Origin of the sequence: Photobacterium sp. DA100 (assembly GCF_029223585.1) — a bacterium.
Taxonomy (GTDB): Bacteria; Pseudomonadota; Gammaproteobacteria; order Enterobacterales; family Vibrionaceae; genus Photobacterium.
In genome coordinates this window covers 2,996,505-3,017,336 of the sequence record NZ_CP119423.1, presented here as the reverse complement: position 1 = coordinate 3,017,336, position 20,832 = coordinate 2,996,505, and the positions used below count along the sequence as shown (strand labels likewise).

The following is a 20,832-nucleotide window of genomic DNA, read 5'->3' as shown; positions in this document are numbered from 1 at the left end:
CCTACCTTGACCTGAATTTAGCCTGTAGGCGGAGAATACAATGAAACGATTAGTTCTAGCAGTAATGGCATTTGGCATGATGCTGGCTGGTGCTGTGCATAGTGCAGAAGAGCTGCACAATCCGGGGGGTATCGGTGGTCTGGAGTCACTACGTGGTGCCAGCGAACTGGAAGCGACCCGCGCGGCGGATCCGATGAAGCGCTACCCTCGCGATCAGGGTACGATCGATAGCGATTATGTTTACCAGCCACCTTTGGTACCGCATACGATCCGAAATTACGAAGTGTCGAAAAATGCCAATAAGTGTCTAGCCTGTCATAGCTGGAAAAATGCCAACGAAATGGGGGCGACTAAGATCAGCGTGACACACTACCAGTCACCACGTGAAGGTCAGGTATTGTCAGATGTGTCACCAGCACGTTACTTCTGTTTGCAGTGTCACGTACCACAAGCAGATGCTAAGCCGTTGGTTGAAAATGACTTCCAGCGTGTTGATGCGTTGCGCTAATTATAGCCATCAGTGCTAAAGGGGCTATAAGATGAAACTATTGAAAACGTTTTGGCGTCGACTGACATCTCCGAGTAAGGTCGCTGTCGGTTTGGTGTTGTTCATGGGCTTCATGGGCGGCTTGCTGTTCTGGGGGGCATTCAACACCGGTATGGAAGCGACCAACACCGAAGAGTTCTGTGCTGGCTGTCACGCTCCGATCGTTAAAGAGATCCGTGAAACGGTACACTTTGCCAACCGCTCAGGTGTCCGCGCGATTTGTTCTGATTGTCACGTGCCACATAACTGGACCGATAAAATTGTTCGTAAGGTTCAGGCATCGAAAGAGTTGGTGGCATATGCGATGGGGACGATCAGTACCGAAGAGAAGTTTGAGGAACGTCGGGGCTATCTTGCTAACCGCGAGTGGCACCGGATGAAGGAAAATGACTCACAGGAGTGCCGAAACTGTCACGAGTTTGAGTACATGGACTTCTCTGAGCAGGGAAGCCGCAGCGCGAAACAGCACTCTACGGCATTGGCGTCCGGCGATAAGACCTGTGTAGATTGCCATAAGGGGATTGCCCACAAACTACCTGATATGTCTGGTATTGAAGGCTGGCAGTAAGCCTCAGATAAGGAGAAACAATGAGTACATTAGAGTCAATCATCTGGCATGTACTGGGTTATGCAGCCATGCCTGTAATCATCCTGTCTGGTTTTGCTGCGGTAGCTGTGATTTGTATCTGGCTATTGTCGCTGGGTAAGGACAAAAATATCTAACGGTAGTGTTTAGTTTGCCGAATAAAAACAAAGCCATGCATATGCTGCATGGCTTTTTTTAATGTCTGTGGGATGGGTTTTTGCACCACAGATAAACCCCATGGGCAATAATGGCTAACCAAGTGCCATAAATCGCTAACCACGACGTGAGCGCTGAGGAAGCTCCAGGGATCTGAACAGCAGCTTCTAGCCCTTGGATCACGAGCATGGTAAGGAATCCCAAGATGCCGAACATCAAATAACTGGCGATACTCATCTCGATCCTCCATTTGCCATTGAGCTTATTTTAGATCTAAGTGAGAATTATTTGCAACTGTAAGAGTGTGCCTGCTATGGCTAATTTTTCAGGTAACCTTCTTGTGCCAACAGCTTCCGGAATGCCTCGGCGCGCTTACGGTTGACACCGAAATCGGAATATCCCGTCCGGGATTCCGAGCGGACGGTAAGCTGCCCTGATTGCCGTTGTACCTCAAAATCATCAACAAAGCGGAAAACTTTGCTGGTGCACTCTACATGAAGGTAATCGTCAGTGCGCTTAGCGAGGGAGGCACCGGGAAGGGAAAGCGCTAGTTTCTCGATATGCGCCCATTGCTCCAGCCCTGTTTTACTGAGTTCAAAAGGGGCCAAAGCGTGCTCTTCGCGGTTATCCAGCGTGCTGACACAGTTTGGTTTCTCACCACAGATTTGATTGACTTTTACCGTGTGGCTGTAGGCAGAATCCGGGCTGCCGCACCCGGTGAGAACAGTCAGAAGTGCTAGCAGAGGAAAATAACGAAAACTTTGTTGTTGAGTCATCCATGAATCCTCATATGCGTTAACCGAATTGAAGGTAGCCAATAAACCCAACCCAAGAGGCAATAAGCAATAGCCAGGGCAGCCAATGTTGTTTACTCACAACCACTTGTTCTGCTGCTGGCGCATCTGTAGCGGGCTGTTCAATATCTTGCGATTTATCTCTGGCTTGTTTTTTACGCAGCTTGTCCCGCTCGCGGGCTTTGGCTTTTTGTTGTTTCTTATATTGCTCAATACCGTGCTGGATCCCTTGAGCGATCAGCTTGGTCTGTTCTTTGGTCTGGCCTGGTTTTTGCGTCGCACGGGCAATCTTCATTGCCTCTGCTTGGGTCTCTGGGGACGGTGCCCCTTGATTTTTGCTGGTTGCCATTGTTTGTCCGATCCATGATTTCTTTGGGTCGATTATACCGCTGCCAATATCAATTGGCACTTTTCTGTCTTTTCCCCCCTTCCAAAGTGGTAGGAATCTTACATTGTATGAACAGAAACTGAACAAGGGGTAATGGTGGTAAAATATTCATTAACACAATGAATATTAATGGATATTCCACTAAAGCGTTAGAAACTGAGCATATTTATTTCTGATGTGACTTTTGTAAGAAAACTAGAAAATTCGTCATTCTCATCCCACAAAACGTGATCATGTCGACAAGACGACTACCCAAATAGTGCGTTGAACCACAGAATTTACCACTTTGGCTGGTAGTTGCGACCAGATAGATTAAGGTGTGCCTAGTACTGAACAGTGTTGTTATATCGGTCCCGCTTTAGAATGATCCCCACAATGGCCATAGACAAAGTTGGCTATTGAAATATCAGGGGTAAGCCTCCATTGCACAGTAAGCAGTGAGAAACGGGGAAAGTAAGTGATATATCCGATAGACGCCTATGACAAGCATGGCTTGTTGAAACCTTCGACCATGTTATGGCTGTGTTGGTTGTTCAGTGCCAAAGGCTGGGTGGTTTTTGTCATGGCGGGCGCAAGCCGCGAACAAGGGGCCCAGGTCTTGGAGATTTTATATCCGTTGCGAGATAACCTTTATCTGGCAATGCTATTAGGCCTTCCGGCACTTATCTATATGTGGATGGCCGGATACCGCCACAAAAATAAAAAACTAATTAATTTCGTATGGCTGCATGGGAAAGGGATCCTGCTGCTGAGTTATACAACAGATTGTGTTTTGCAAATGTATCAGCTGATGTTGACCCACGGGGCCTTCAGCTGGACCCGGGCGGTCAGCCTACTGCTGACATTCTGGCTTGGAGGGTACCTGCTCAGAAGCTCCAGGGTCAGAAATACATTTGCGGACAAGCCCGTAGAGAGGTAAAGACAATGAATGACTGGGGTAAAGGGTTGGTGCTGTTCAGCGCACTGCTAAGCCCGTTAGCCATGGCCGACTGGCTATTAGATGTGAATTTTGAACTGACTGGTGCGTCTGGAAGTACCCAGTCCGTTAATACCTCACTGTCACTACTGCCTGGTGAAGAGACGGTCTTTTTTGGTAGTAATATCGATAGTGAAGATAGTCGCCGGGAACTGGTCGGAAGCGCAGAGCTGCTGGAGGTCTCGGCCGAAGAGGTCAAAATTGCGTTCAAGGTCCAGGAGCGTCTTGATGATGGTGGCTGGCGTACACTGGTGTCGCCAACATTGTCAACGGGCCTGAATACTCCGACCATGTTTGAAGGCTTGGACAACAACGGCGATAAGCAAGTGAAGCTCCAGGTCGAAGTGACGTCGGTGTAAGGTATTTACTGCCCGCACCCTATACTAAAAAAGCCCGCAACAGCGGGCTTTTTGTTTTTGGGTCTTCTGTAGCTTCTGATGTTGTGCTCAGCCAGCAGATTTATACAGAGGTATCAAGCACATTGCCGCTGCCTGTGCCGGGATCCGGGGTGATGCTCTGGCTGTAGAAGTCAGGCTTGTTAGGCAGGTGATCGTTTATCGCATCGGCGACTTTTTTCTTGATGATCAATTGCTCTTCTTGGGTCTGTGCTTTGGTGTCGGCCGTGATGACGACGGTATCCGGATCTTCCTGCGGATCGTCTTCGAACTTGTTCATGCTGGCCTGGTGAATATCTACCAGTTTTTGGGTCTGATTTGCTTGGTAGAGGGTACCAGCGACCTCTTTGGTCGGAAATGATGATGAACCCGTTTCCATGATCTTATCCTTATTATTGGTTTGAGCTAAATCGTTGTGCTTCTATACCCAAGTTACTTCAAGGTGCTGGATTCAGAGGGTCATCAGCCCATTCAATCCAAAGCGAAGGTTTGTAGGAATGGCATTCCCTTTCAAAAAGCTTCAACGCAGGAGTGGGTGGGCTGATACTTATAAATTCTCGCTGAACCGGCCTCTTGAAGTCGCTTGGGTGTATAGGTTTTGCCCTAGTATAACAGGTCAAAATAGACACAAATTGAACAATAAAGCGTTTTTTGGTAGTGGTGTCATTTCCCCATGGCCGGAGAGGGCGAGAATTGGCTAAACGTTTGGGAGATATTGATTTGCCTTATGTAATCCTGCTCTGCTGATAATGATCAACTTTCCTTAAGCTATTCTCGTTATACTTTGAACTGCATAATGTTGTATGCCCAAGTTGGGTATCAGCGATGATAATAAGTTAGGAGAAATATATGGCTACGGCACAACCTCTGATTTTGCCTGAAGCAGGACCGTTCGCATTGTATGTTGTTATGAAGGCAACAGGTGATACCAAGGCGCTTGTTGAGCGTTGTAAACAAGTCCACACTCTGGTTGATGAGATCAACAGCCAGCAGCCGGGGGCTGAGCTTAGAGCCAGTATTGCTTTTGGTAAGGCGTTCTGGACCTCATTGGAAAAAGGCTCGCCTGTCGAGTTCGAGGAGTTTGTCCCGCTAGGTGAAGGAGAGATCACTGCACCGGCAACCGGTGGCGATGTGCTGCTGCACCTTAACTCCAGTCGCCATGACTTGAACTTCTACTTGCTGCGCCAGTTTGTCTCGCCTATCGCCGAGCATGTTGAAATCATGGATGAGACCTACGGTTTCAAATACCTTGATTCGCGCGATATGACCGATTTCATTGACGGTACCGAGAATCCGAACACCCCAGAGTCTCGCCAAGACGTTGCCCTGATCAAAGAGGGTGACTTTGTCGGTGGTAGTTTTGTGATGCTGCAGCGTTTTGTTCACAACCTACCGGCTTGGAACCGCTTGAACATTCAGGCGCAGGAGAAAGTGGTTGGTCGTACCAAACCTGACTCGGTTGAGCTGGATGATGTACCGGCCGCATCACATGTTGGTCGTGTTGATATCAAGGAAGAAGGCAAGGGACTGAAGATTGTCCGCCACAGCTTGCCATATGGCTGTGTAAGCGGCGATCACGGTCTGCTGTTCATTGCTTATTGCCATACTCAACACAACTTCAAAGCTATGCTGGAGAGTATGTATGGTCATACAGACGGCAAAACCGATCAGCTGCTGCGTTTTACCACGGCGGTAACCGGGGCTTACTTCTTTGCGCCATCGGTAGAGATACTTAACTCGCTATAGGATTAGGGGCGGAGCCTAGCTTCACAACAGTGTTAAGGGTTTCGCTTCGCGCTGTGACAGTCAACGGGAGCCATTTGGCTCCCGTTTTTATGAACGGCAATTCACTCAGCTTACTCTCGATGCGCTATGGTGCATCAAATCAACCGTTGCGCGTTATCTGCCGAAAACGAGAGAACCCAGTTAACAGTAGGGCGAGAGAAAATAAAGCAGACGAAGGTGGCTCTGAGATCGCCGCTGAGGGGGTTGCTGGTGCAGTGAAGGAAGCGAGTGTAGGAATAGGTGCAGTAGAAGGACCCAACAGCGTCAGGGAAAAAAGCGCAGGAACTGTCGCCAAAGGAGGACTTAATGAAGTCAGCGTTGAAGGTGAAGGGGTAGGGTCCAGAGGGGGAGTCAAAGTAGTTAGCAGAGACGGTGTTGGGATGGAAGCTAAATAGGTACTGAGTAAAGAACCACTTTCCCAAAAAGAGATATGAGACAATGCCGGCTGGTTAGCTCCACCATTGCTGATCCCTGCTGTCGACCAATCCCCTTGCTGCTGCTGTGAACTGAAAATGTTTATGGAAAAGGAGGTTGCACTTTTGACGGTCATGATTGTGGCCGGATCTGGGATAGAGAATGTGCCACTCGTAAACCCTCCTGCATCGGTAAGCGAGCCATAATTGTCGTCCGATTTGCCCATTAAATTGAGCTCGGTTTGGCTGCCGGTAGGATCCAGGAGAAAATTCCAATATTGAGGGTTAACGCCTCCGCTAGTTGAAATTCCGGTATCAAATAAAAAAGCGAGAACACTGGCGACATCTTCAACTCGGTCATTAGCAAGCCGGCCGATAGTATGGGTATATGACTTCTCAGCGGACGGGGTGACGGGATCGGCAGCCTGCCATGTGTATATGTCTCCTGAATTAACCACACAGCTCATGTCTGCTGAGCCGTTTCCGTTACCGATATCCAGGCACGAAATCGGAGTGGCCAGTGAAAAGTAGGAACATGTGATCAGAAAACACCCTAATACTAACCGTTGTAACATCACCGTTAACTCCATTTTGAATAAAATTTCGTGATTCCGGTTAGAGAGCACAAGAAATCACTAACATTGCTTATTATTTTATTGATAACCCAATAAATTATAGTGCTGAATGTTATTTATACAAAAAGATAGGCTGCCTTTGATTAAACGTCTGTTTTTAGGTGAGGAGGGCGACTTATTTGCGGTACTTTTTGGCGTATTTATGCTGCTGAAAATGGAAAAACAAAAAGCGCCGCCCGAGGGCAGCGCTTTTAGCAAAGATTGAGACAATCTTACTTCTTGATGCGAAGAACTGGAGTTTCACCCACAGTTGTTGCGCCAGAAAGTTTGTTCAGCTCTTTGATTTCGTCCATGTTAGAGATAACAACTGGAGTAAGAGTTGATTTCGCTTTCTCTTCTAGAAGCGCTAGATCGAATTCGATGATAGTGTCACCGACTTTAACTGTTTGGCCTTCTTCAGCGATGCGAGTGAAGCCTTCACCTTTCAGTTCAACAGTGTCGATACCGAAGTGAACGAATAGCTCGATGCCGTCGTCAGACTCGATAGAGAAAGCGTGGTTAGTTTCGAAGATCTTGCCGATAGTACCGTTTACTGGTGCAACCATTTTGTTGCCAGCAGGTTTGATAGCGATACCGTCACCAACGATTTTCTCTGCGAAAACAACATCTGGCACATCTTCGATGTTTACGATTTCACCAGATAGTGGTGCGATGATTTCGATAGCACCAGCTTCAGTGTTGTCATCAGAAACCAGCTTCTTCAATTTGTCAAACAGACCCATATCGTTGCTCCTAAGCGTTGTTATTTTATCTGCAGCTATATTAGCAGATGGTCTTTTCTGCGATGAATTTTTCTACGTGAGCTTCAATTTCAGCAGCAGTAGGCATAGCAAGCGCCTGCTCAGCCATTGCTTTAACGTCAGCAAAATTAGCGTTGCGGATAATCTTCTTAACGCGAGGAATCGAAATTCCACTCATGCTGAACTCGTCCAGACCCATACCTAGTAGTAGTAGGGTTGCACGCTCATCACCCGCTAGCTCGCCACACATACCTGTCCACTTGCCTTCTTTGTGAGAAGCGTCGATAACTTGCTTGATCACAGTTAGGACTGCAGGTGATAGTGGGTTGTAAAGGTGAGAAATCAGCTCATTACCACGGTCAACAGCAAGAGTATACTGGGTTAAGTCGTTAGTACCAATACTAAAGAACTCAACTTCTTTTGCCAAGTGGTGAGCAATTGCTGCAGCTGCAGGGGTCTCAACCATTACACCGATCTCGATGTTTTCATCGAACGCGTGGCCTTCAGCACGAAGCTCTGCTTTGTACTCTTCAATTGCAGCTTTCAGTTCGCGGATTTCCTCAACAGAGATAATCATCGGGAACATGATACGGATCTTACCGTGTGCAGATGCACGTAGGATGCCGCGTAGCTGGTCACGTAGGATTTCGCGACGGTCAAGGCTGATACGAACCGCACGCCAGCCTAGGAATGGGTTCATTTCTTGTGGCAGATCCATGTACGGTAGATCTTTGTCACCACCGATATCCATAGTACGGATGATCACTGGCTCGCCATGCATTGCTTCCGCAACTTCTTTGTAAGCTGCGTACTGCTCTTCCTCGGTAGGAAGTGCGTCGCGGTCCATGAACAGGAACTCGGTACGGTACAGGCCTACACCTTCACCGCCGTTACGGTTAACGCCGTCACAGTCTTTTACTGTACCGATGTTGCCGCATACTTCCACTTGCTTGCCGTCAAGCGTGATAGCTGGCAGGTCTTTTAGCTTGGCCAGCTCTTCTTTCTCGGCAACGTGCGCGTCACGGATCGCTTTGAATTTGGTTAGTTCAGCGTCAGATGGGTTGATTACAATCTTGTTGTTGATTGCATCAAGAATCAGCATATCGCCGTTCTTAACCTGAGCTGTGATGTTGTTAGTACCTACGATGGCAGGTAGCTCTAGAGAACGGGCCATGATAGAGGTGTGCGAAGTACGACCACCGATATCAGTGATGAAGCCAAGTACGTAATCTAGGTTGATTTGCGCCGTTTCAGAAGGAGTCAGGTCGTTAGCAACCAGGATCACTTCTTCGTTGATAGCGCTTAGGTTTACGATGCTGATACCCAGTGCGTTTTTCACAAAGCGGTTACCGATATCACGGATGTCCGTTGCGCGCTCTTTCAGGTATTCATCATCCAATGATTCTAGCGTCGTAGCTTGCTCTTCAATGATAGAGTGAATAGCAAGATCAGCTGAAGCATTGTTGTCTTTAATGAAGGCTATGATTTCTTCTTCAAGCTCTTCATCTTCCAGCAGCATGATGTGGCCTTCAAAGATTGCTTCCTTCTCTTCACCGAAGGTCGCACGTGCTTTTTCTTTGATAACTTCTAGTTGCTCAGAAGATTTTTTTCGAGCATCGAAGAAACGCTGAATTTCGTTCTCGATTTGGTCTGCAGCGATTGGAGTTTTGTTTAGAACAATCTCTTCTTCCTGCAGAAGTAGTGCTTTACCGAAAGCAATACCAGGAGATGCCAGGATACCTGAAATCATAGCCTTACCTTAAATTGACTTAAAACTAGGGGAAGTAATAAACGGACTGCGTATTAGTGCAGTTCGTCCATTAGAGCAACTAGGTGGTCAACAGCTTGTTGAGCTTGAGCACCTTCAGCAGCGATAGTAACTACTGTGCCTTTTACTAGACCTAGAGTCTGAAGCTTGAATAGGCTCTTAGCGCTTGCGCTTTTGCCGTTTGAAGTCACTGTGATGTCAGCGTCGAAAGCTTTAGCTTCTTTAACGAACTGAGCCGCTGGACGAGTGTGTAGACCGTTTTCTGCAGTGATCTCAACTTGCTTCTGATACATTTTTCACCCCGATATAGATATTATTTATTTAATATTAACGTAACTGAAAGTAAGCTTAACCTGTTTATGCTAAGCTCGCTATCTGGGATTATAAACTACCCAACAGTTCGGTGTTTGAGATTAATCCAAGTCAATTTTTTGTGACTTTTCTCTCTGTTCCAACCTCTGGCCGTCCGATTTTTGACCGCTTTATTTTGAAGCTAGAAATAAAACACAACGGATTTATATTAAAGCTAGGGGCAAAATGCAACAAAAAAGCCCCCCAGAGGGAGGCTTTTGGGTAACAATCAGAGTGGTAACACCTAAAAGTGTGATCACTGTTGGGTTTCTTTGTCGGTAAAGATACCGGCAAACAGGGCTGATGACAGGTAACGCTCACCTGAACTCGGTAGCACTACAACAATATTTTTACCTGCATACTCCGGGCGTTCAGCAATGCGATTTGCTGCTACTACTGCTGCGCCAGAGGAAATGCCTGCCAAGATACCTTCTTCTTCCATTAGGCGGCGAGCCATATCGATTGCATCTTCCGAGCTCACGCGCTCAACTTCGTCAATTAAATCAAGGTCGAGGTTGCCGGGGATAAAGCCAGCACCGATGCCCTGGATCTTGTGAGGAGCCGGCTTGATTTCTTCGCCATTAAGCGCCTGGGTGATCACGGGTGACTCGGTTGGCTCCACCGCAACTGTGGTGATAGCCTTGCCTTTCTGCTGCTTGATGTAGCGGCTTACACCAGTCAGTGTACCACCTGTTCCCACGCCTGAGACAAAGACATCGATTTCGCCATCAGTGGCATCCCAAATCTCGGGGCCGGTGGTCTTTTCGTGGATCTCTGGGTTAGCTGGATTGTTGAACTGCTGCAGCAGCAGGTATTTGTTAGGGTTGGAGGCGACAATTTCTTCCGCCTTCTCGATAGCCCCTTTCATTCCTTTCGGCGCTTCGGTCAGTACAAGGTTTGCACCTAGGGCTTTTAGTAGCTTACGACGCTCAAGGCTCATGCTCTCAGGCATGGTTAGGGTTAGCTTATAACCACGTGCGGCGGCAACAAAAGCAAGAGCAATACCGGTATTGCCACTTGTTGGTTCAACAAGCTCGACACCTTCTTTCAAAATGCCTTTTTTCTCGGCATCCCAAATCATATTGGCACCGATACGACACTTTACGCTGAAGCTAGGGTTGCGAGCCTCAATTTTAGCCAATACGTTACCTTTACTGACTCGGTTAAGGCGAACGAGCGGAGTATTACCGATTGTTAGGGAGTTATCTTCGTAAATCTTGCTCATTGTTGTCGTTCCTTCGTAACGCGTTAAAAACATAAGACACGTTAAGCATAACCCTTAAACGGCGTTTGCAAAGTAATTTGTAGTTATATCTTATTGTTATATGGAAACATCAGTATGGTTAGCCAAGTGACTAAGGCTGGGGGGCGAATTTCGCGCAAGTCGGTGGGTTACTGGTAGCTGGGCCTGGGAATCAATGGTCCCGGGTCCTAGGGAAAACGGAGGTTAGAACATATCAACCTAGAACCCAGCCCCCAGAACTATCCAGGAACTAGGTTCCAGCCTCTAGGATCTAAATCAATAATGCCTATGCTGATCACGGTAATGGTCGACCCACATGGCTGTCGCGCCGCATACCGCAACCGGCATGACAAACAGGTTGAGAACCGGAGTCATGGTAAACAGCATCACCAGGCTGCCGAAGCTCAGCGAGGTGCCGCGCTTGGTTTTCAGCGCATCGCGCATGGCCGGAAATGGCACTTTGTGGTTATCAAACGGGTAGTCAGCATACTGGATACTCATCATCCAAGCGCTGAACAGGAACCACAGTACCGGGCCGATGGTTTGGCCAATGGCCGGGATCCATAGCAAAATGAACAGCCCGATCGCCTTTGGCAGGTAATATTTCAGTTTCACCCACTCGCGGTGCATGATACGTGGCAGATCTTTCATCACGCCGGTGATACCGGTGTCCGGCGCCTTCTGTCCCGTCAGTTTTGCTTCCAGGTGCTCGGCTAGCAGGCCATTGAATGGTGCGGCAATCCAGTTGGCAATGGTACTGAACAGATAAGAGAAGGTCACCAAGGTAGCGATGGCAAGCAGGGGCCACAGCAGATAAGACAGCCAGTCTAGCCAGCTTGGTAGTTGGTTCATCCAACCATCAATCCAGGTACCAAGTTGGCTTAGGACCAACCCAAAGGCTGTGCCGAACAACACGATATTGATCAGCAGCGGAAACAGAACGAAGCGTCGCGTGCCCGGCTGGGTCGCCAGTGAAATACCGCGAAAGAAATAACCGGCACCACTCAGCGGGGCAGAGAGTTGAGGGTGGGGTTGCCGGGGTGATTGCATATAGGCTCCTTGGCAAGAAACGAGAATTTATGTTTTGGTATTGGCAGTGATAGTAACGGTGAATCGTTGCTGTAAGCAAATTAACGCCGTGTCGAGTGCCTCGGCTGGCGGAAAAAGTGGTCAAAGCTTGTACATTTTTGTGCACGGTAGCACTATCTTGCACGAATAACGACATTCACCTTCTCATTCTGATTTGAGTTTTGATACATTAGAGTTAAGTTAAGTCCATAATGACTGTTGTATACTGCTTCAGTAAAGGGCTGATGTTGGCTTTTAAATTTGCACTGTATTGTCATAACGCCATGTCAGGCTGTGATAAAAAAGTGCCAAGCTAAGTAGTAGAGGTTACACACTGGTTTTATCAGTGGATGTAATCTGGATGTTGATTTACCCGGTAATGGGTTACAAGTAAATTCAGAGTATTCATATGCAGGAATTGCGTCTGGTTCTTATTATTGTCGGTGCTCTTGCCATTGCAGGGTTGTTGCTTCACGGCTTGTGGAGCAGCAGGAAGGAAAAGCCTGCTAAATTTGGTGAGAAGCCACTGGGGAAGTTGGATAAGGCTACCCGAGATTCGGAAGGTTTTGATAAGGATGGGGTTGGTAGCGTTAGAGTTGTTGGCTCTGAGCCCCTCAAGGCTGAAGCGCCTCGTCAAGAAAGGAAAGAACCAGAATTGCACTTTGGTGCGAAACTGGATGTTGACCCATTGCTGGACGGAACGACACAGGAGCAACCAGTGGTTGCTGCGGCCTCTCCGGTTGCTGGGCAAAGTGCACCAGCAACGGTAACGCGTGTTGATAAGCCTGTGTTTGCGCAAACGCCAGTTCCTGAACAGACTCCTTCGCAGACAGAAAGTGTTGTCGTAGCAGAGCAGCCAAGTCACTCACTTCCTCAGGAGCAATCAGCTCCGGAGATTGAGAAAGTGGAGCCGGTTCTTGATGTCGCAAGAGCTGAGCAAGTCACGGCTGACGACGAGCCGGTACTTGACAACTCATTGCTGGCAGCGGCCGAACAAGCCGGTGCTTCCGCAGTTGAATCTAATTCGCCGCAATCTGCTTCTGCTGAACCTGCAATGTCAGCCCCGGAGCCAGTGACGTGCGCGCTTGATGCTACTGGATCACACACTGAGGCGGAGCATGCCGAGGTTTCTGTCCCCGTTGTGGCTGAAGAACCTGTTGTTGACTCAACAGCGCCTGTTGAGGAGCCGCAGAAACCAGCCGAGAAAGAAGTCCTTCCTCCCGATTACTTGGTATTGAATGTTCATGCCCGTAATGGTGAGTTGTTCCGTGGTAGCCGTCTGTTCAATGCGTTTGAGCAAAATCATCTGATTTTTGGTGAAAACTCTGTTTACCATCGCCATGCGGATGCGGCGGGAACTGGACCGGCTATCTTTAGCGTGACGAACATGGTGCATCCTGCCCACTTCCCTGAAGGGGGAAGCGATAGCTTCGAAACGCCGGGAGTGGCTTTCTATTTGATGCTGCCTTGTGAGATCGGCCGCGCTGATCAGAATTTCAACCTGATGCTGCAAACTGTTCAGCGCATTGCCGACAGCCTGGGTGGCGACGTACTCGATCACGAGCGTAATCTCATCACGCCACACCGCATTAGCGGCTATCGCGACAAAGCCCAGCGCTATACTGTTAATTAAGCCGCACTAGTCTAGAACAATACAACTTGGCCCTTTATACATAACGGTATAAGGGGCTTTGTTTTTTTATATCCTTTTCCAAGCGCTTTCCCTGCGGGTAAACCGGCTTGGTTTTAGAACAGGTACACATATGAGCCACGACATTCAGCAGCAGCTCGATGAGCTGCGCGAACTTCTTGCCTATCACGGTCACCGTTATTACGTAGAGGACAATCCGGAGATCCCGGATGCAGAATATGACCGCATGATGCAGCAGTTGCTGGCGATTGAGGCTGAAAATCCAGCGTTGGTGACGGTCGATTCACCAAGTCAGCGCGTCGGTGGCAAACCGCTTGATGGTTTTACCCAGATCACCCATGAAATCCCCATGCTATCTCTCGATAATGCATTCAATGATGATGATCTGCAGGCGTTTGAGAAGCGCATGCTGGATCGTCTACTGTCTGAATCCTCGCTGACTTATTGCTGTGAGCCGAAACTGGATGGCCTGGCTGTAAGTTTGATGTATGAGAACGGGGTACTGACACAGGCCGCGACCCGCGGTGATGGGACGACGGGTGAAAACATTACCGAAAATGTTCGTACCATCCGCTCGATACCCTTGAAGCTTCGTGGCGAGGGCTGGCCTGAGCGGTTGGAAGTCCGCGGCGAAGTTTTCATGCCGAAAAAAGGCTTTGAAGCGTTGAATGAAAAAGCGCTCAAGAAAGGCGAGAAGACCTTTGCCAACCCGCGAAACGCGGCGGCGGGCAGCCTGCGCCAGTTGGACTCTAAGATCACCGCTACCCGACCTCTGAGCTTTTATGCCTACTCCGTGGGCGTGGTTGAAGGGATGGAGCTGTCGCCGAGTCAGTATGATCGCTTGGTCCAGCTGAAAGGCTGGGGTTTGCCGATGTGTCCTGAAATCCGCCAGCTTGCCACTATGGATGAAGTGATTGCTTACCATCAGGAAATTGGCAACAAGCGTGAAGCGTTGCCTTATGAAATTGACGGTGTGGTGATCAAAGTTGACGATATCGCCATTCAGCAGCAGCTCGGCTTTGTTGCCCGTGCCCCGCGTTGGGCGATCGCGTATAAGTTTCCGGCGCAGGAAGAGCTGACCACACTGAACAACGTAGAGTTCCAAGTTGGCCGCACCGGTGCCATCACCCCGGTGGCAAAACTGGAACCTGTTTTTGTCGGTGGGGTGACGGTAAGTAATGCCACGCTGCACAATGCCGATGAAATTGCCCGCCTTGGCGTCATGGTGGGGGATACGGTGGTGATCCGACGTGCCGGTGATGTGATCCCGCAGATTGCCTCGGTGGTGGAGTCGCGCCGTCCGGCTGATGCAAAGCCGATTATTTTCCCGGAATCTTGCCCGGTATGTGAATCCAAGGTGGAACGAGTAGAAGGCGAAGCCGTTGCCCGTTGCTCCGGTGGCCTGTTCTGTCAGGCGCAGCGCAAAGAAGCCTTGAAGCACTTTGTTTCTCGTAAGGCTCTGGATGTTGATGGCTGTGGCGAAAAAATCATTGAGCAGCTGGTGGACCGTGAGATGGTGGCAACACCGGCTGATTTGTTCAAGCTATCGGCCGGGGTGTTGACGGTGCTGGAACGAATGGGACCGAAGTCTGCGCAAAAGCTGGTGGATTCCTTGTCTGCTTCCAAACTGACCACGTTGCCGCGTTTCTTGTATTCACTTGGTATTCGCGAGGTAGGCGAGGCCACTGCCGCTAATTTGGCCTCCCACTTCGAAACCTTGCCAGCCATTGAGTCGGCAAGCAAAGAGCAGCTGGTTAAAGTTCAGGATGTGGGGGAGATTGTTGCTGCCCATGTCTACAACTTCTTCCGCGAAGAGCACAACCTGACCGTGATCAAGGAGCTTATCGAGGTCGGTATTCACTGGCCGGCGATTGAAAAGCGCGATGATGATGCTGAATTGCCTCTAGATGGCAAGACGGTGGTTTTGACCGGAAGCTTGTCGCAGCTAACGCGCTCGGAGGCTAAAGCCGCTCTGCAGAACCTTGGTGCCAAAGTGACGGGCAGTGTGTCGAAGAAGACAGATTTGCTTGTGGCCGGGGAGGCTGCAGGGTCAAAACTCGTTAAAGCTCAAGAGCTTGGCATTGAAGTTTGGGATGAGCAGGCACTGGTAGATTTCATGGCTCGTTAAAAACGTCAAAATATAATTTATTGACGAAATTAACGTTAAACGGCTCTAAAGGTATGTCTTTAGAGCCGTTTTTTTTATGTGTATGACTTTTTTTATGGTTATTTTTTACCTCGAACTCTTTAGCTTTTTTTTGCTTGATTCAGTTGTGTTGAATGGATGTAATCAATTTCACAAGAGCTGGCCAAAATTTGCTTTCAATGATAAAACACCAAGATTTGTATTTATATACTGCTGAAAATAAAGGTTTTTTTGTTGTTTCGGAGAGTGTGTAATTGCTGGGTTGATCCGGATCACTAATCAGCTCAAAGTTTGCACTGAGTCATATTTTTCGAAGAATAAATTAAGTTCTATTTGATGTTTTTTGTTGTGAAAGTAGTCTTAGGGGTGAAGTTAAACAGCAGTTCAACTCAGAACTAAAAAATATGAATTGGTCGGAGTATCCATCCGGCTGACATATCGGGAGAGTTACTTGTTGCCCACGGCGGCCAACCTTTTGGGCACAAGTAAACACAGCTAGTATTTTTAGGAGTTTTTCCATGGATAAAATGTTCAAACGTTCCCTTCTTGGTGCAGCTGTTGCAATGACTGCAATGGCAGGCAGTGCAAATGCAGCTATCGAATTGATGGGTGAAAATGTTGTCCTTTACGGACAGGCTGCGGGTAGCTTGCAGTACTGGTCAGCTGATGCCAAAGGTGCGGATGACAACACAGTTGTCGAAATCGAATCTCGTATCGGTCTTCGCGGTAAGGTTTCGTACGACAACTTTGCCCCTCACTTTATTTGGCAAATCGAGACTGGTAACGCATGGAACCGCGAAGGTAATGCTGACGGTCAAGGTGCCTTCGGTGGCCGTGATACATACTTGGGGCTTGAGTTTGATAACTTCGGTCAAATCAAAATCGGTCGTCAGCTAGTTGCGGCTTACGATTATGTTGACTGGCCACACTCAAACCCTGGCCTAGGTAACGTGTTTGACTGGCACAATGCCATCGGCGCAGGTTTCCAGGATCGTGCTAACGATGTGATTCGCTACGATTCGGCTAACTGGGGCGGTTTCAAGATGCAGGCTACAATGAGTGGCATGACTGATACTAACGATGCTCTGGTTGCAAGTATCGCGGCAGGTTATACCACTGATCTATTTAATATCCATGCTGGTTATTACAACCAAGGCTCTTTCACCAACTCGGACGGTGAGAAGGATGGTGATGTTTCCTACGCTATCATCGGTGGTACAGTGTGGGTTGATAACTTCCAGTTCACAGCAGCGTATAAGCCAATGTGGAATGACCGTACTGATAACAAGCAAGATGCGTACTCTGTTACAGCTCAGTACATCATGAACGACAAGTGGGTCTACAAGATTGGTTACGCAGCAACAAACGATGCAGACAAAGCTGTAGATCGTGATGACAATGGCGTATTCACTAAGGATACGGCTTCTCAAGCTATCACTGGTCGTCTAGGTTACTTGCTACCAAGCACATACCTGTTCTTGGATGTGCGTAACTACGACATGCTAGGTAACAGCGATGAGCATGACGGTACGCGTGTACTGCTAGGTGCGGAATACTACTTCTAAGCCTCTCTAGTGACGGTATAATCAATATGCGAGCATCGGGGTTAGATGCTCGCTTTTTTCTTCCAAGGGGTAGATATGAATAAAATACTGAAAACCTTTATTGCCACAACTGCGTTATTATCTGCCGGAATTGCGAATGCGGCAGTAGAGGTTTCATTTGATAAAGATTTAGAGCTGCTGGTCGCCAATGGTGAGGCGATGGGAAAGCTTGCTATGAGCCCGGAAACCATTACCTTGGAAAATGGACCGAATCAATTAGTTGTTAGGCTTTCAAAGCTGGTTTCATATAGTGGTGAATATAAAAAATTCCGATCAGAGCCAGTGGTAGTGACTTTTGACGTTGCAGATACTGAGCTGTTGGTGAAGCCCAGCCGCCATATTGTTCGAGAGCAACATATCAATGGATTTGATAAAAACCCTTCAATGAAAATTGATCAAGCAGGGAAGTCCTTTGATGCTTTTCATCAGGGGATCTTGTTACGAAGCTCCGGCATGATGCGTGATCATGTCAAAGAGCTGGAAGAATATAATATTGCACAAGGTTTTGTGGCAGAGGATCCTCGTCCGAAACTGGAAATGAAAACAACATCCGGTAAAGCTGTTGTTCCTGCCGCTGTCGTTAAGGTAGGTGAAAGTAATGCTACTGCGAATGGCGATAATGCACTGATCCTGCTTCAGGCAGATTACCTGCGCTTGCCCATAGAGCAGAAACAAGCTTTTCTGCGTTGGGCGCAGTCCCAATAATTCTTACAATGATTTTGTGGGAGTGGGTGACCACTCCCGTCTCGAATAACTATTTAACTTTTCCATTTTTCTGAAGCTTGCAAATCATCAGGGGCATATATTCGACCTTACCATCTGGCAGGATGCAGTCGATCCAAGGACCAGCTTCAGATGCCGCTTTAGCTCCTTGAGAGCCAGAACTTGAATTAGCCATGGCATTACCTGACATAAATAATAATGTGGCCATTGCTACAACAATTACACTTTTCATACAAACCTCAATTAGTCATTAGATGTAAGAGAGCAAGCCGTCCATTGCTTAAATTCAGATAATTAACTCCGTTGCTTATCGCTTCATTTCAGTTTATGTATAGGAAAAGGAAAAGGTCAAAAAAATTTCGAAAATTGACCTAAATTTATACAATTAATTAAGTGTAGATTTGTTGTTTGATGTTTTTTTCTTTTTATTCAGTGCTTTGTGTTTTTCTGCTGGCGAGGCTGCGCGTGTTGATATAGAGGCGCATACTTTTTATTTAGACGTTTATTTTCGTTTTTAATTCTCCCGTCATCGTTGTTTTTTTCTAGCTATTATTTTTGCCGAGTAAATTAATAAGAAAAATTATTAATCTATTCATGAGGTTTTATTTTTAAGATAACTGGGGCTAAGGGATTACCATTGTGAACTTTTAGGTGTTTAAAAAAGTACAAGTGTGAGCCATTTTATTGTTGTTGCAATGAAAGCATCTCTTCTGTTGCTTATAATCCTGTTCCTGCTTGCCTATCAATCAGGTCATTCTCGCTAAGCTAAGCATCATGAGGCTCCTTGGGGATCCGTAGGGACGCAAAATGGCTGCTCGGAAGCGACGAGTTGTGAGGGGTGTTTACCTGATAGCCCTTCTTCAAAGAGATAAGATTGTAGATTTGGTTAACAGTGATAGAATATCCGCCATATTTTTTGCAGTGGCGTGCTTCTCGCGCCCCTGCCTATCCATAAACTAGGTAATGTTCAATGACGGTTAAAACTCGCTTTGCACCGAGCCCAACAGGCTTTTTGCACGTAGGTGGTGCACGTACGGCTCTATATTCTTGGTTGTTTGCTAAACACATGGGTGGCGAATTTGTGCTTCGTATCGAAGACACTGACCTGGAACGCTCTACACAGGAAGCGATCGATGCCATTCTTGAAGGTATGGAATGGTTGGGCTTGGATTGGGATGAAGGTCCTTACTACCAGACCAAACGTTTTGATCGTTACAACCAGCTAATTGATCAATTGCTTGCTGAAGATAAGGCGTACAAGTGTTACTGCCCGAAAGAGCTGTTGGACGAAATTCGTGAAGAGCAGATGGCTGCGGGCTTGAAGCCTCGCTACGATGCTAACCACCCTAAGATTATGGCGGCGAATGCTGCGGCGACGGAAGAGTCTCCGTTTGTTATCCGCTTCCGTAACCCTAAAGAGGGTACGGTGGTGTTTGATGATCACGTTCGTGGCCGTATTGAAATTGCTAATAGCGAGCTGGATGATCTTATCATTCGCCGTACTGATGGCAGCCCGACGTACAACTTCTGTGTTGTTGTCGATGACTGGGACATGGGTATCACCCAAGTTGTTCGTGGTGAAGACCACATTAACAACACCCCGCGTCAGATCAATATTTACGAAGCGCTAGGCGCACCTGTGCCTGAGTTTGCACACTGTGCAATGATTCTGGGTGATGATGGTGCGAAGCTATCTAAGCGCCATGGCGCGGTAAGCGTGATGCAATACCGTGACGAAGGCTACCTGCCTCAGGCTCTTCTTAACTACCTGGTTCGCTTGGGTTGGTCGCACGGTGATCAGGAAATCTTCTCGCTAGAAGAAATGATCAAGCTATTTAGCCTAGACTCAATCAGCAAGTCAGCGTCTGCGTTCAATACAGACAAACTGCTGTGGTTGAACAACCACTACATTAAGACGGCAGAGCCTGAGTATGTTGCCAAGTACCTGCAGTGGCACTTGGATCAGAAAGAAATCGATTCTTCTCAAGGCCCGGCGGTAACTGATGTGATCAAGCTGGTCGGCGAGCGTTGTAATACTCTGATTGAGCTTGCTGAGCAGTCTCGTTACTTCTACCAGGACTTTAGCGAGTTTGAAGCTGGCGCGGCGAAGAAGCACCTGCGTCCAGTTGCGAAAGAAGCGCTTGAGCTGGCTTTGGCTAAAGTTGAAGCTCTGGAAGAGTGGACAACTGAAAACCTTCATAATGTGATCAAAGAAACGTGTGAAGAGCTTGAGCTAGGTATGGGTAAAGTGGGTATGCCATTGCGCGTATCTGTGACTGGTCAAGGCCAGTCTCCATCGGTTGATGCGGTCATGCAGCTGATTGGTAAAGAGCGCGTTGCGGCTCGTATCAAGATGGCGTTGGCGTTCATCGCTGAGCGTGAAGCCAATAGCTAATCTGGTTTAGCTGGTGATAACAAGAAACGGAAGAGCAAGGCTCTTCCGTTTTTTTTGATAGTTAATAGACTCGTTCGTATTGATAGATGGGTTGTTAACTTTTAAAAAGCCTATATATCAATGACTAATGATTGTTTTTTGAGCGTTTAGTTGGCTTGGAGTGTGATTTTTATCACGAAATAAGCGCTTTGCTTTCATTGTTAGAACTGCCCCTATTGACATGATTTAACTAAGTTTTTATTATCAGCCTCAAGATTTGGGGCTATAGCTCAGCTGGGAGAGCGCTTGCATGGCATGCAAGAGGTCGGCGGTTCGATCCCGCCTAGCTCCACCAAATTTTAAAACCTCGCTTAGGCGGGGTTTTTTCGTATTTATACCCAAGTTACCTCAATGTGCAGGATTCAGAGGGTTGTCAGCGCATGCAATGCTTTGTCTATAAGCTTATAAATTCTCGCTGAACCTGCATCT

Annotated in this window: 23 protein-coding genes and 1 tRNA gene; 13 read left to right on the top strand and 11 right to left on the bottom strand. The window is 47.7% G+C overall.

Going from position 1 to position 20,832, the window contains the following annotated elements; translation table 11 throughout:
• The first annotated feature begins 40 nt into the window (after positions 1-40).
• From PTW35_RS13780 to PTW35_RS13770, 3 genes are read left to right on the top strand one after another with little or no spacing between them, the layout of a single operon-like run.
• A complete protein-coding gene (locus PTW35_RS13780; protein ID WP_039460653.1) occupies positions 41-508 on the top strand; it encodes a nitrate reductase cytochrome c-type subunit in 468 nt (155 codons plus the stop codon).
• Between the two features lie 31 nt (positions 509-539).
• The gene (locus tag PTW35_RS13775) at positions 540-1,115 is read left to right on the top strand and encodes a NapC/NirT family cytochrome c (protein WP_039460654.1); all 576 of its coding nucleotides are present in this window, start codon (positions 540-542) and stop codon (positions 1,113-1,115) included.
• 20 nt (positions 1,116-1,135) lie between these two features.
• Positions 1,136-1,270: a TIGR02808 family protein gene (locus PTW35_RS13770; RefSeq protein ID WP_082008502.1), complete on the top strand. Its 135-nt coding sequence runs from the start codon at positions 1,136-1,138 to the stop codon at positions 1,268-1,270.
• 58 nt (positions 1,271-1,328) lie between these two features.
• On the opposite strand, the gene PTW35_RS13765 is transcribed toward PTW35_RS13770, so the two are convergent.
• The 3 genes from PTW35_RS13765 to PTW35_RS13755 form a co-directional block, all read right to left on the bottom strand.
• Positions 1,329-1,526 (bottom strand): hypothetical protein, encoded by a 198-nt coding sequence (locus PTW35_RS13765; RefSeq protein ID WP_281025481.1) that lies wholly within the window; start codon positions 1,524-1,526, stop codon positions 1,329-1,331.
• An 80-nt stretch (positions 1,527-1,606) separates the two neighbouring features.
• Positions 1,607-2,065, bottom strand: coding sequence for a DUF1499 domain-containing protein (locus PTW35_RS13760; RefSeq protein WP_281025480.1), 459 nt, complete (start codon positions 2,063-2,065; stop codon positions 1,607-1,609).
• A gap of 19 nt (positions 2,066-2,084) precedes the next feature.
• Positions 2,085-2,432 (bottom strand): DUF2956 domain-containing protein, encoded by a 348-nt coding sequence (locus PTW35_RS13755; RefSeq protein WP_281025479.1) that lies wholly within the window; start codon positions 2,430-2,432, stop codon positions 2,085-2,087.
• Positions 2,433-2,928: 496 nt separating this feature from the next.
• Between PTW35_RS13755 and PTW35_RS13750 the strand changes: the two genes are divergently transcribed.
• Together PTW35_RS13750 and PTW35_RS13745 are read left to right on the top strand one after the other, a co-directional pair.
• Positions 2,929-3,390: a DUF2919 domain-containing protein gene (locus PTW35_RS13750; protein ID WP_044624029.1), complete on the top strand. Its 462-nt coding sequence runs from the start codon at positions 2,929-2,931 to the stop codon at positions 3,388-3,390.
• Positions 3,391-3,395: 5 nt separating this feature from the next.
• The gene (locus PTW35_RS13745; protein WP_044624028.1) at positions 3,396-3,806 is read left to right on the top strand and encodes a hypothetical protein; all 411 of its coding nucleotides are present in this window, start codon (positions 3,396-3,398) and stop codon (positions 3,804-3,806) included.
• A gap of 100 nt (positions 3,807-3,906) precedes the next feature.
• On the opposite strand, the gene PTW35_RS13740 is transcribed toward PTW35_RS13745, so the two are convergent.
• Positions 3,907-4,221, bottom strand: a complete 315-nt coding sequence (locus PTW35_RS13740; protein ID WP_281025478.1) for a hypothetical protein — start codon at positions 4,219-4,221, stop codon at positions 3,907-3,909.
• A 470-nt stretch (positions 4,222-4,691) separates the two neighbouring features.
• Between PTW35_RS13740 and PTW35_RS13735 the strand changes: the two genes are divergently transcribed.
• A complete protein-coding gene (locus PTW35_RS13735; RefSeq protein ID WP_281025477.1) occupies positions 4,692-5,588 on the top strand; it encodes a Dyp-type peroxidase in 897 nt (298 codons plus the stop codon).
• 139 nt (positions 5,589-5,727) lie between these two features.
• Here PTW35_RS13735 and PTW35_RS13730 read toward each other — a convergent pair whose 3' ends face one another.
• Entirely contained in the window at positions 5,728-6,618 is an 891-nt protein-coding gene (locus PTW35_RS13730; RefSeq protein WP_281025476.1) for a hypothetical protein, read from the bottom strand.
• Positions 6,619-6,754: 136 nt separating this feature from the next.
• Between PTW35_RS13730 and PTW35_RS13725 the strand changes: the two genes are divergently transcribed.
• On the top strand, positions 6,755-6,880 hold the full coding sequence (locus PTW35_RS13725; RefSeq protein WP_281025475.1) for a hypothetical protein: 126 nt from the start codon (positions 6,755-6,757) through the stop codon (positions 6,878-6,880).
• A 7-nt stretch (positions 6,881-6,887) separates the two neighbouring features.
• Here the strand turns inward: PTW35_RS13725 and crr are convergent, their stop codons facing one another.
• The 5 genes from crr to cysZ form a co-directional block, all read right to left on the bottom strand.
• Entirely contained in the window at positions 6,888-7,397 is a 510-nt protein-coding gene (crr, locus tag PTW35_RS13720) for a PTS glucose transporter subunit IIA (RefSeq protein ID WP_039460662.1), read from the bottom strand.
• A gap of 40 nt (positions 7,398-7,437) precedes the next feature.
• Positions 7,438-9,165 (bottom strand): phosphoenolpyruvate-protein phosphotransferase PtsI, encoded by a 1,728-nt coding sequence (ptsI, locus tag PTW35_RS13715; protein ID WP_281025474.1) that lies wholly within the window; start codon positions 9,163-9,165, stop codon positions 7,438-7,440.
• 53 nt (positions 9,166-9,218) lie between these two features.
• The gene (locus tag PTW35_RS13710) at positions 9,219-9,476 is read right to left on the bottom strand and encodes an HPr family phosphocarrier protein (RefSeq protein WP_039460664.1); all 258 of its coding nucleotides are present in this window, start codon (positions 9,474-9,476) and stop codon (positions 9,219-9,221) included.
• 314 nt (positions 9,477-9,790) lie between these two features.
• Complete coding sequence (gene cysK, locus PTW35_RS13705) at positions 9,791-10,759, bottom strand: cysteine synthase A (RefSeq protein WP_281025473.1); 969 nt, start codon at positions 10,757-10,759, stop codon at positions 9,791-9,793.
• 294 nt (positions 10,760-11,053) lie between these two features.
• Positions 11,054-11,827 carry a sulfate transporter CysZ gene (cysZ, locus tag PTW35_RS13700; RefSeq protein WP_281025472.1) on the bottom strand — a complete coding sequence of 258 codons (774 nt, stop codon included), beginning with the start codon at positions 11,825-11,827 and terminating at the stop codon, positions 11,054-11,056.
• A 427-nt stretch (positions 11,828-12,254) separates the two neighbouring features.
• On the opposite strand from cysZ, the gene zipA reads away from it, so the two are divergent.
• The 4 genes from zipA to PTW35_RS13680 all read left to right on the top strand — a co-directional run bounded on the left by zipA (position 12,255) and on the right by PTW35_RS13680 (position 17,951).
• Positions 12,255-13,478, top strand: a complete 1,224-nt coding sequence (gene zipA, locus PTW35_RS13695; RefSeq protein ID WP_281025471.1) for a cell division protein ZipA — start codon at positions 12,255-12,257, stop codon at positions 13,476-13,478.
• Between the two features lie 130 nt (positions 13,479-13,608).
• Positions 13,609-15,624, top strand: coding sequence for an NAD-dependent DNA ligase LigA (gene ligA / locus PTW35_RS13690; RefSeq protein ID WP_281025470.1), 2,016 nt, complete (start codon positions 13,609-13,611; stop codon positions 15,622-15,624).
• Between the two features lie 536 nt (positions 15,625-16,160).
• Positions 16,161-17,207, top strand: a complete 1,047-nt coding sequence (locus tag PTW35_RS13685; protein ID WP_281025469.1) for a porin — start codon at positions 16,161-16,163, stop codon at positions 17,205-17,207.
• A gap of 75 nt (positions 17,208-17,282) precedes the next feature.
• Positions 17,283-17,951 carry a DUF2057 family protein gene (locus PTW35_RS13680; protein WP_281025468.1) on the top strand — a complete coding sequence of 223 codons (669 nt, stop codon included), beginning with the start codon at positions 17,283-17,285 and terminating at the stop codon, positions 17,949-17,951.
• Between the two features lie 49 nt (positions 17,952-18,000).
• On the opposite strand, the gene PTW35_RS13675 is transcribed toward PTW35_RS13680, so the two are convergent.
• Entirely contained in the window at positions 18,001-18,201 is a 201-nt protein-coding gene (locus tag PTW35_RS13675; RefSeq protein ID WP_281025467.1) for a hypothetical protein, read from the bottom strand.
• A 738-nt stretch (positions 18,202-18,939) separates the two neighbouring features.
• Here PTW35_RS13675 and gltX point away from each other — a divergent pair.
• Together gltX and PTW35_RS13665 are read left to right on the top strand one after the other, a co-directional pair.
• Positions 18,940-20,364, top strand: a complete 1,425-nt coding sequence (gene gltX / locus PTW35_RS13670; protein ID WP_281025466.1) for a glutamate--tRNA ligase — start codon at positions 18,940-18,942, stop codon at positions 20,362-20,364.
• Positions 20,365-20,622: 258 nt separating this feature from the next.
• Positions 20,623-20,698: transfer RNA gene (locus PTW35_RS13665), tRNA-Ala, on the top strand.
• The last annotated feature ends 134 nt before the right edge of the window (positions 20,699-20,832 follow it).

Excerpts from the sequence above, each read along its gene's own strand:
- cysZ (WP_281025472.1), bottom strand. The coding sequence starts at position 11,827 with ATGCAATCACCCCGGCAACCCCACCCTCAACTCTCTGCCCCGCTGAGT.
- PTW35_RS13780 (WP_039460653.1), top strand. The coding sequence starts at position 41 with ATGAAACGATTAGTTCTAGCAGTAATGGCATTTGGCATGATGCTGGCT.
- PTW35_RS13740 (WP_281025478.1), bottom strand. The coding sequence starts at position 4,221 with ATGGAAACGGGTTCATCATCATTTCCGACCAAAGAGGTCGCTGGTACC.
- zipA (WP_281025471.1), top strand. The coding sequence starts at position 12,255 with ATGCAGGAATTGCGTCTGGTTCTTATTATTGTCGGTGCTCTTGCCATT.
- PTW35_RS13765 (WP_281025481.1), bottom strand. The coding sequence starts at position 1,526 with ATGAGTATCGCCAGTTATTTGATGTTCGGCATCTTGGGATTCCTTACC.
- PTW35_RS13775 (WP_039460654.1), top strand. The coding sequence starts at position 540 with ATGAAACTATTGAAAACGTTTTGGCGTCGACTGACATCTCCGAGTAAG.
- PTW35_RS13680 (WP_281025468.1), top strand. The coding sequence starts at position 17,283 with ATGAATAAAATACTGAAAACCTTTATTGCCACAACTGCGTTATTATCT.
- crr (WP_039460662.1), bottom strand. The coding sequence starts at position 7,397 with ATGGGTCTGTTTGACAAATTGAAGAAGCTGGTTTCTGATGACAACACT.
- ptsI (WP_281025474.1), bottom strand. The coding sequence starts at position 9,165 with ATGATTTCAGGTATCCTGGCATCTCCTGGTATTGCTTTCGGTAAAGCA.
- cysK (WP_281025473.1), bottom strand. The coding sequence starts at position 10,759 with ATGAGCAAGATTTACGAAGATAACTCCCTAACAATCGGTAATACTCCG.
- PTW35_RS13735 (WP_281025477.1), top strand. The coding sequence starts at position 4,692 with ATGGCTACGGCACAACCTCTGATTTTGCCTGAAGCAGGACCGTTCGCA.
- PTW35_RS13675 (WP_281025467.1), bottom strand. The coding sequence starts at position 18,201 with ATGAAAAGTGTAATTGTTGTAGCAATGGCCACATTATTATTTATGTCA.
- ligA (WP_281025470.1), top strand. The coding sequence starts at position 13,609 with ATGAGCCACGACATTCAGCAGCAGCTCGATGAGCTGCGCGAACTTCTT.
- PTW35_RS13755 (WP_281025479.1), bottom strand. The coding sequence starts at position 2,432 with ATGGCAACCAGCAAAAATCAAGGGGCACCGTCCCCAGAGACCCAAGCA.
- gltX (WP_281025466.1), top strand. The coding sequence starts at position 18,940 with ATGACGGTTAAAACTCGCTTTGCACCGAGCCCAACAGGCTTTTTGCAC.
- PTW35_RS13710 (WP_039460664.1), bottom strand. The coding sequence starts at position 9,476 with ATGTATCAGAAGCAAGTTGAGATCACTGCAGAAAACGGTCTACACACT.
- PTW35_RS13760 (WP_281025480.1), bottom strand. The coding sequence starts at position 2,065 with ATGACTCAACAACAAAGTTTTCGTTATTTTCCTCTGCTAGCACTTCTG.
- PTW35_RS13770 (WP_082008502.1), top strand. The coding sequence starts at position 1,136 with ATGAGTACATTAGAGTCAATCATCTGGCATGTACTGGGTTATGCAGCC.
- PTW35_RS13685 (WP_281025469.1), top strand. The coding sequence starts at position 16,161 with ATGGATAAAATGTTCAAACGTTCCCTTCTTGGTGCAGCTGTTGCAATG.
- PTW35_RS13745 (WP_044624028.1), top strand. The coding sequence starts at position 3,396 with ATGAATGACTGGGGTAAAGGGTTGGTGCTGTTCAGCGCACTGCTAAGC.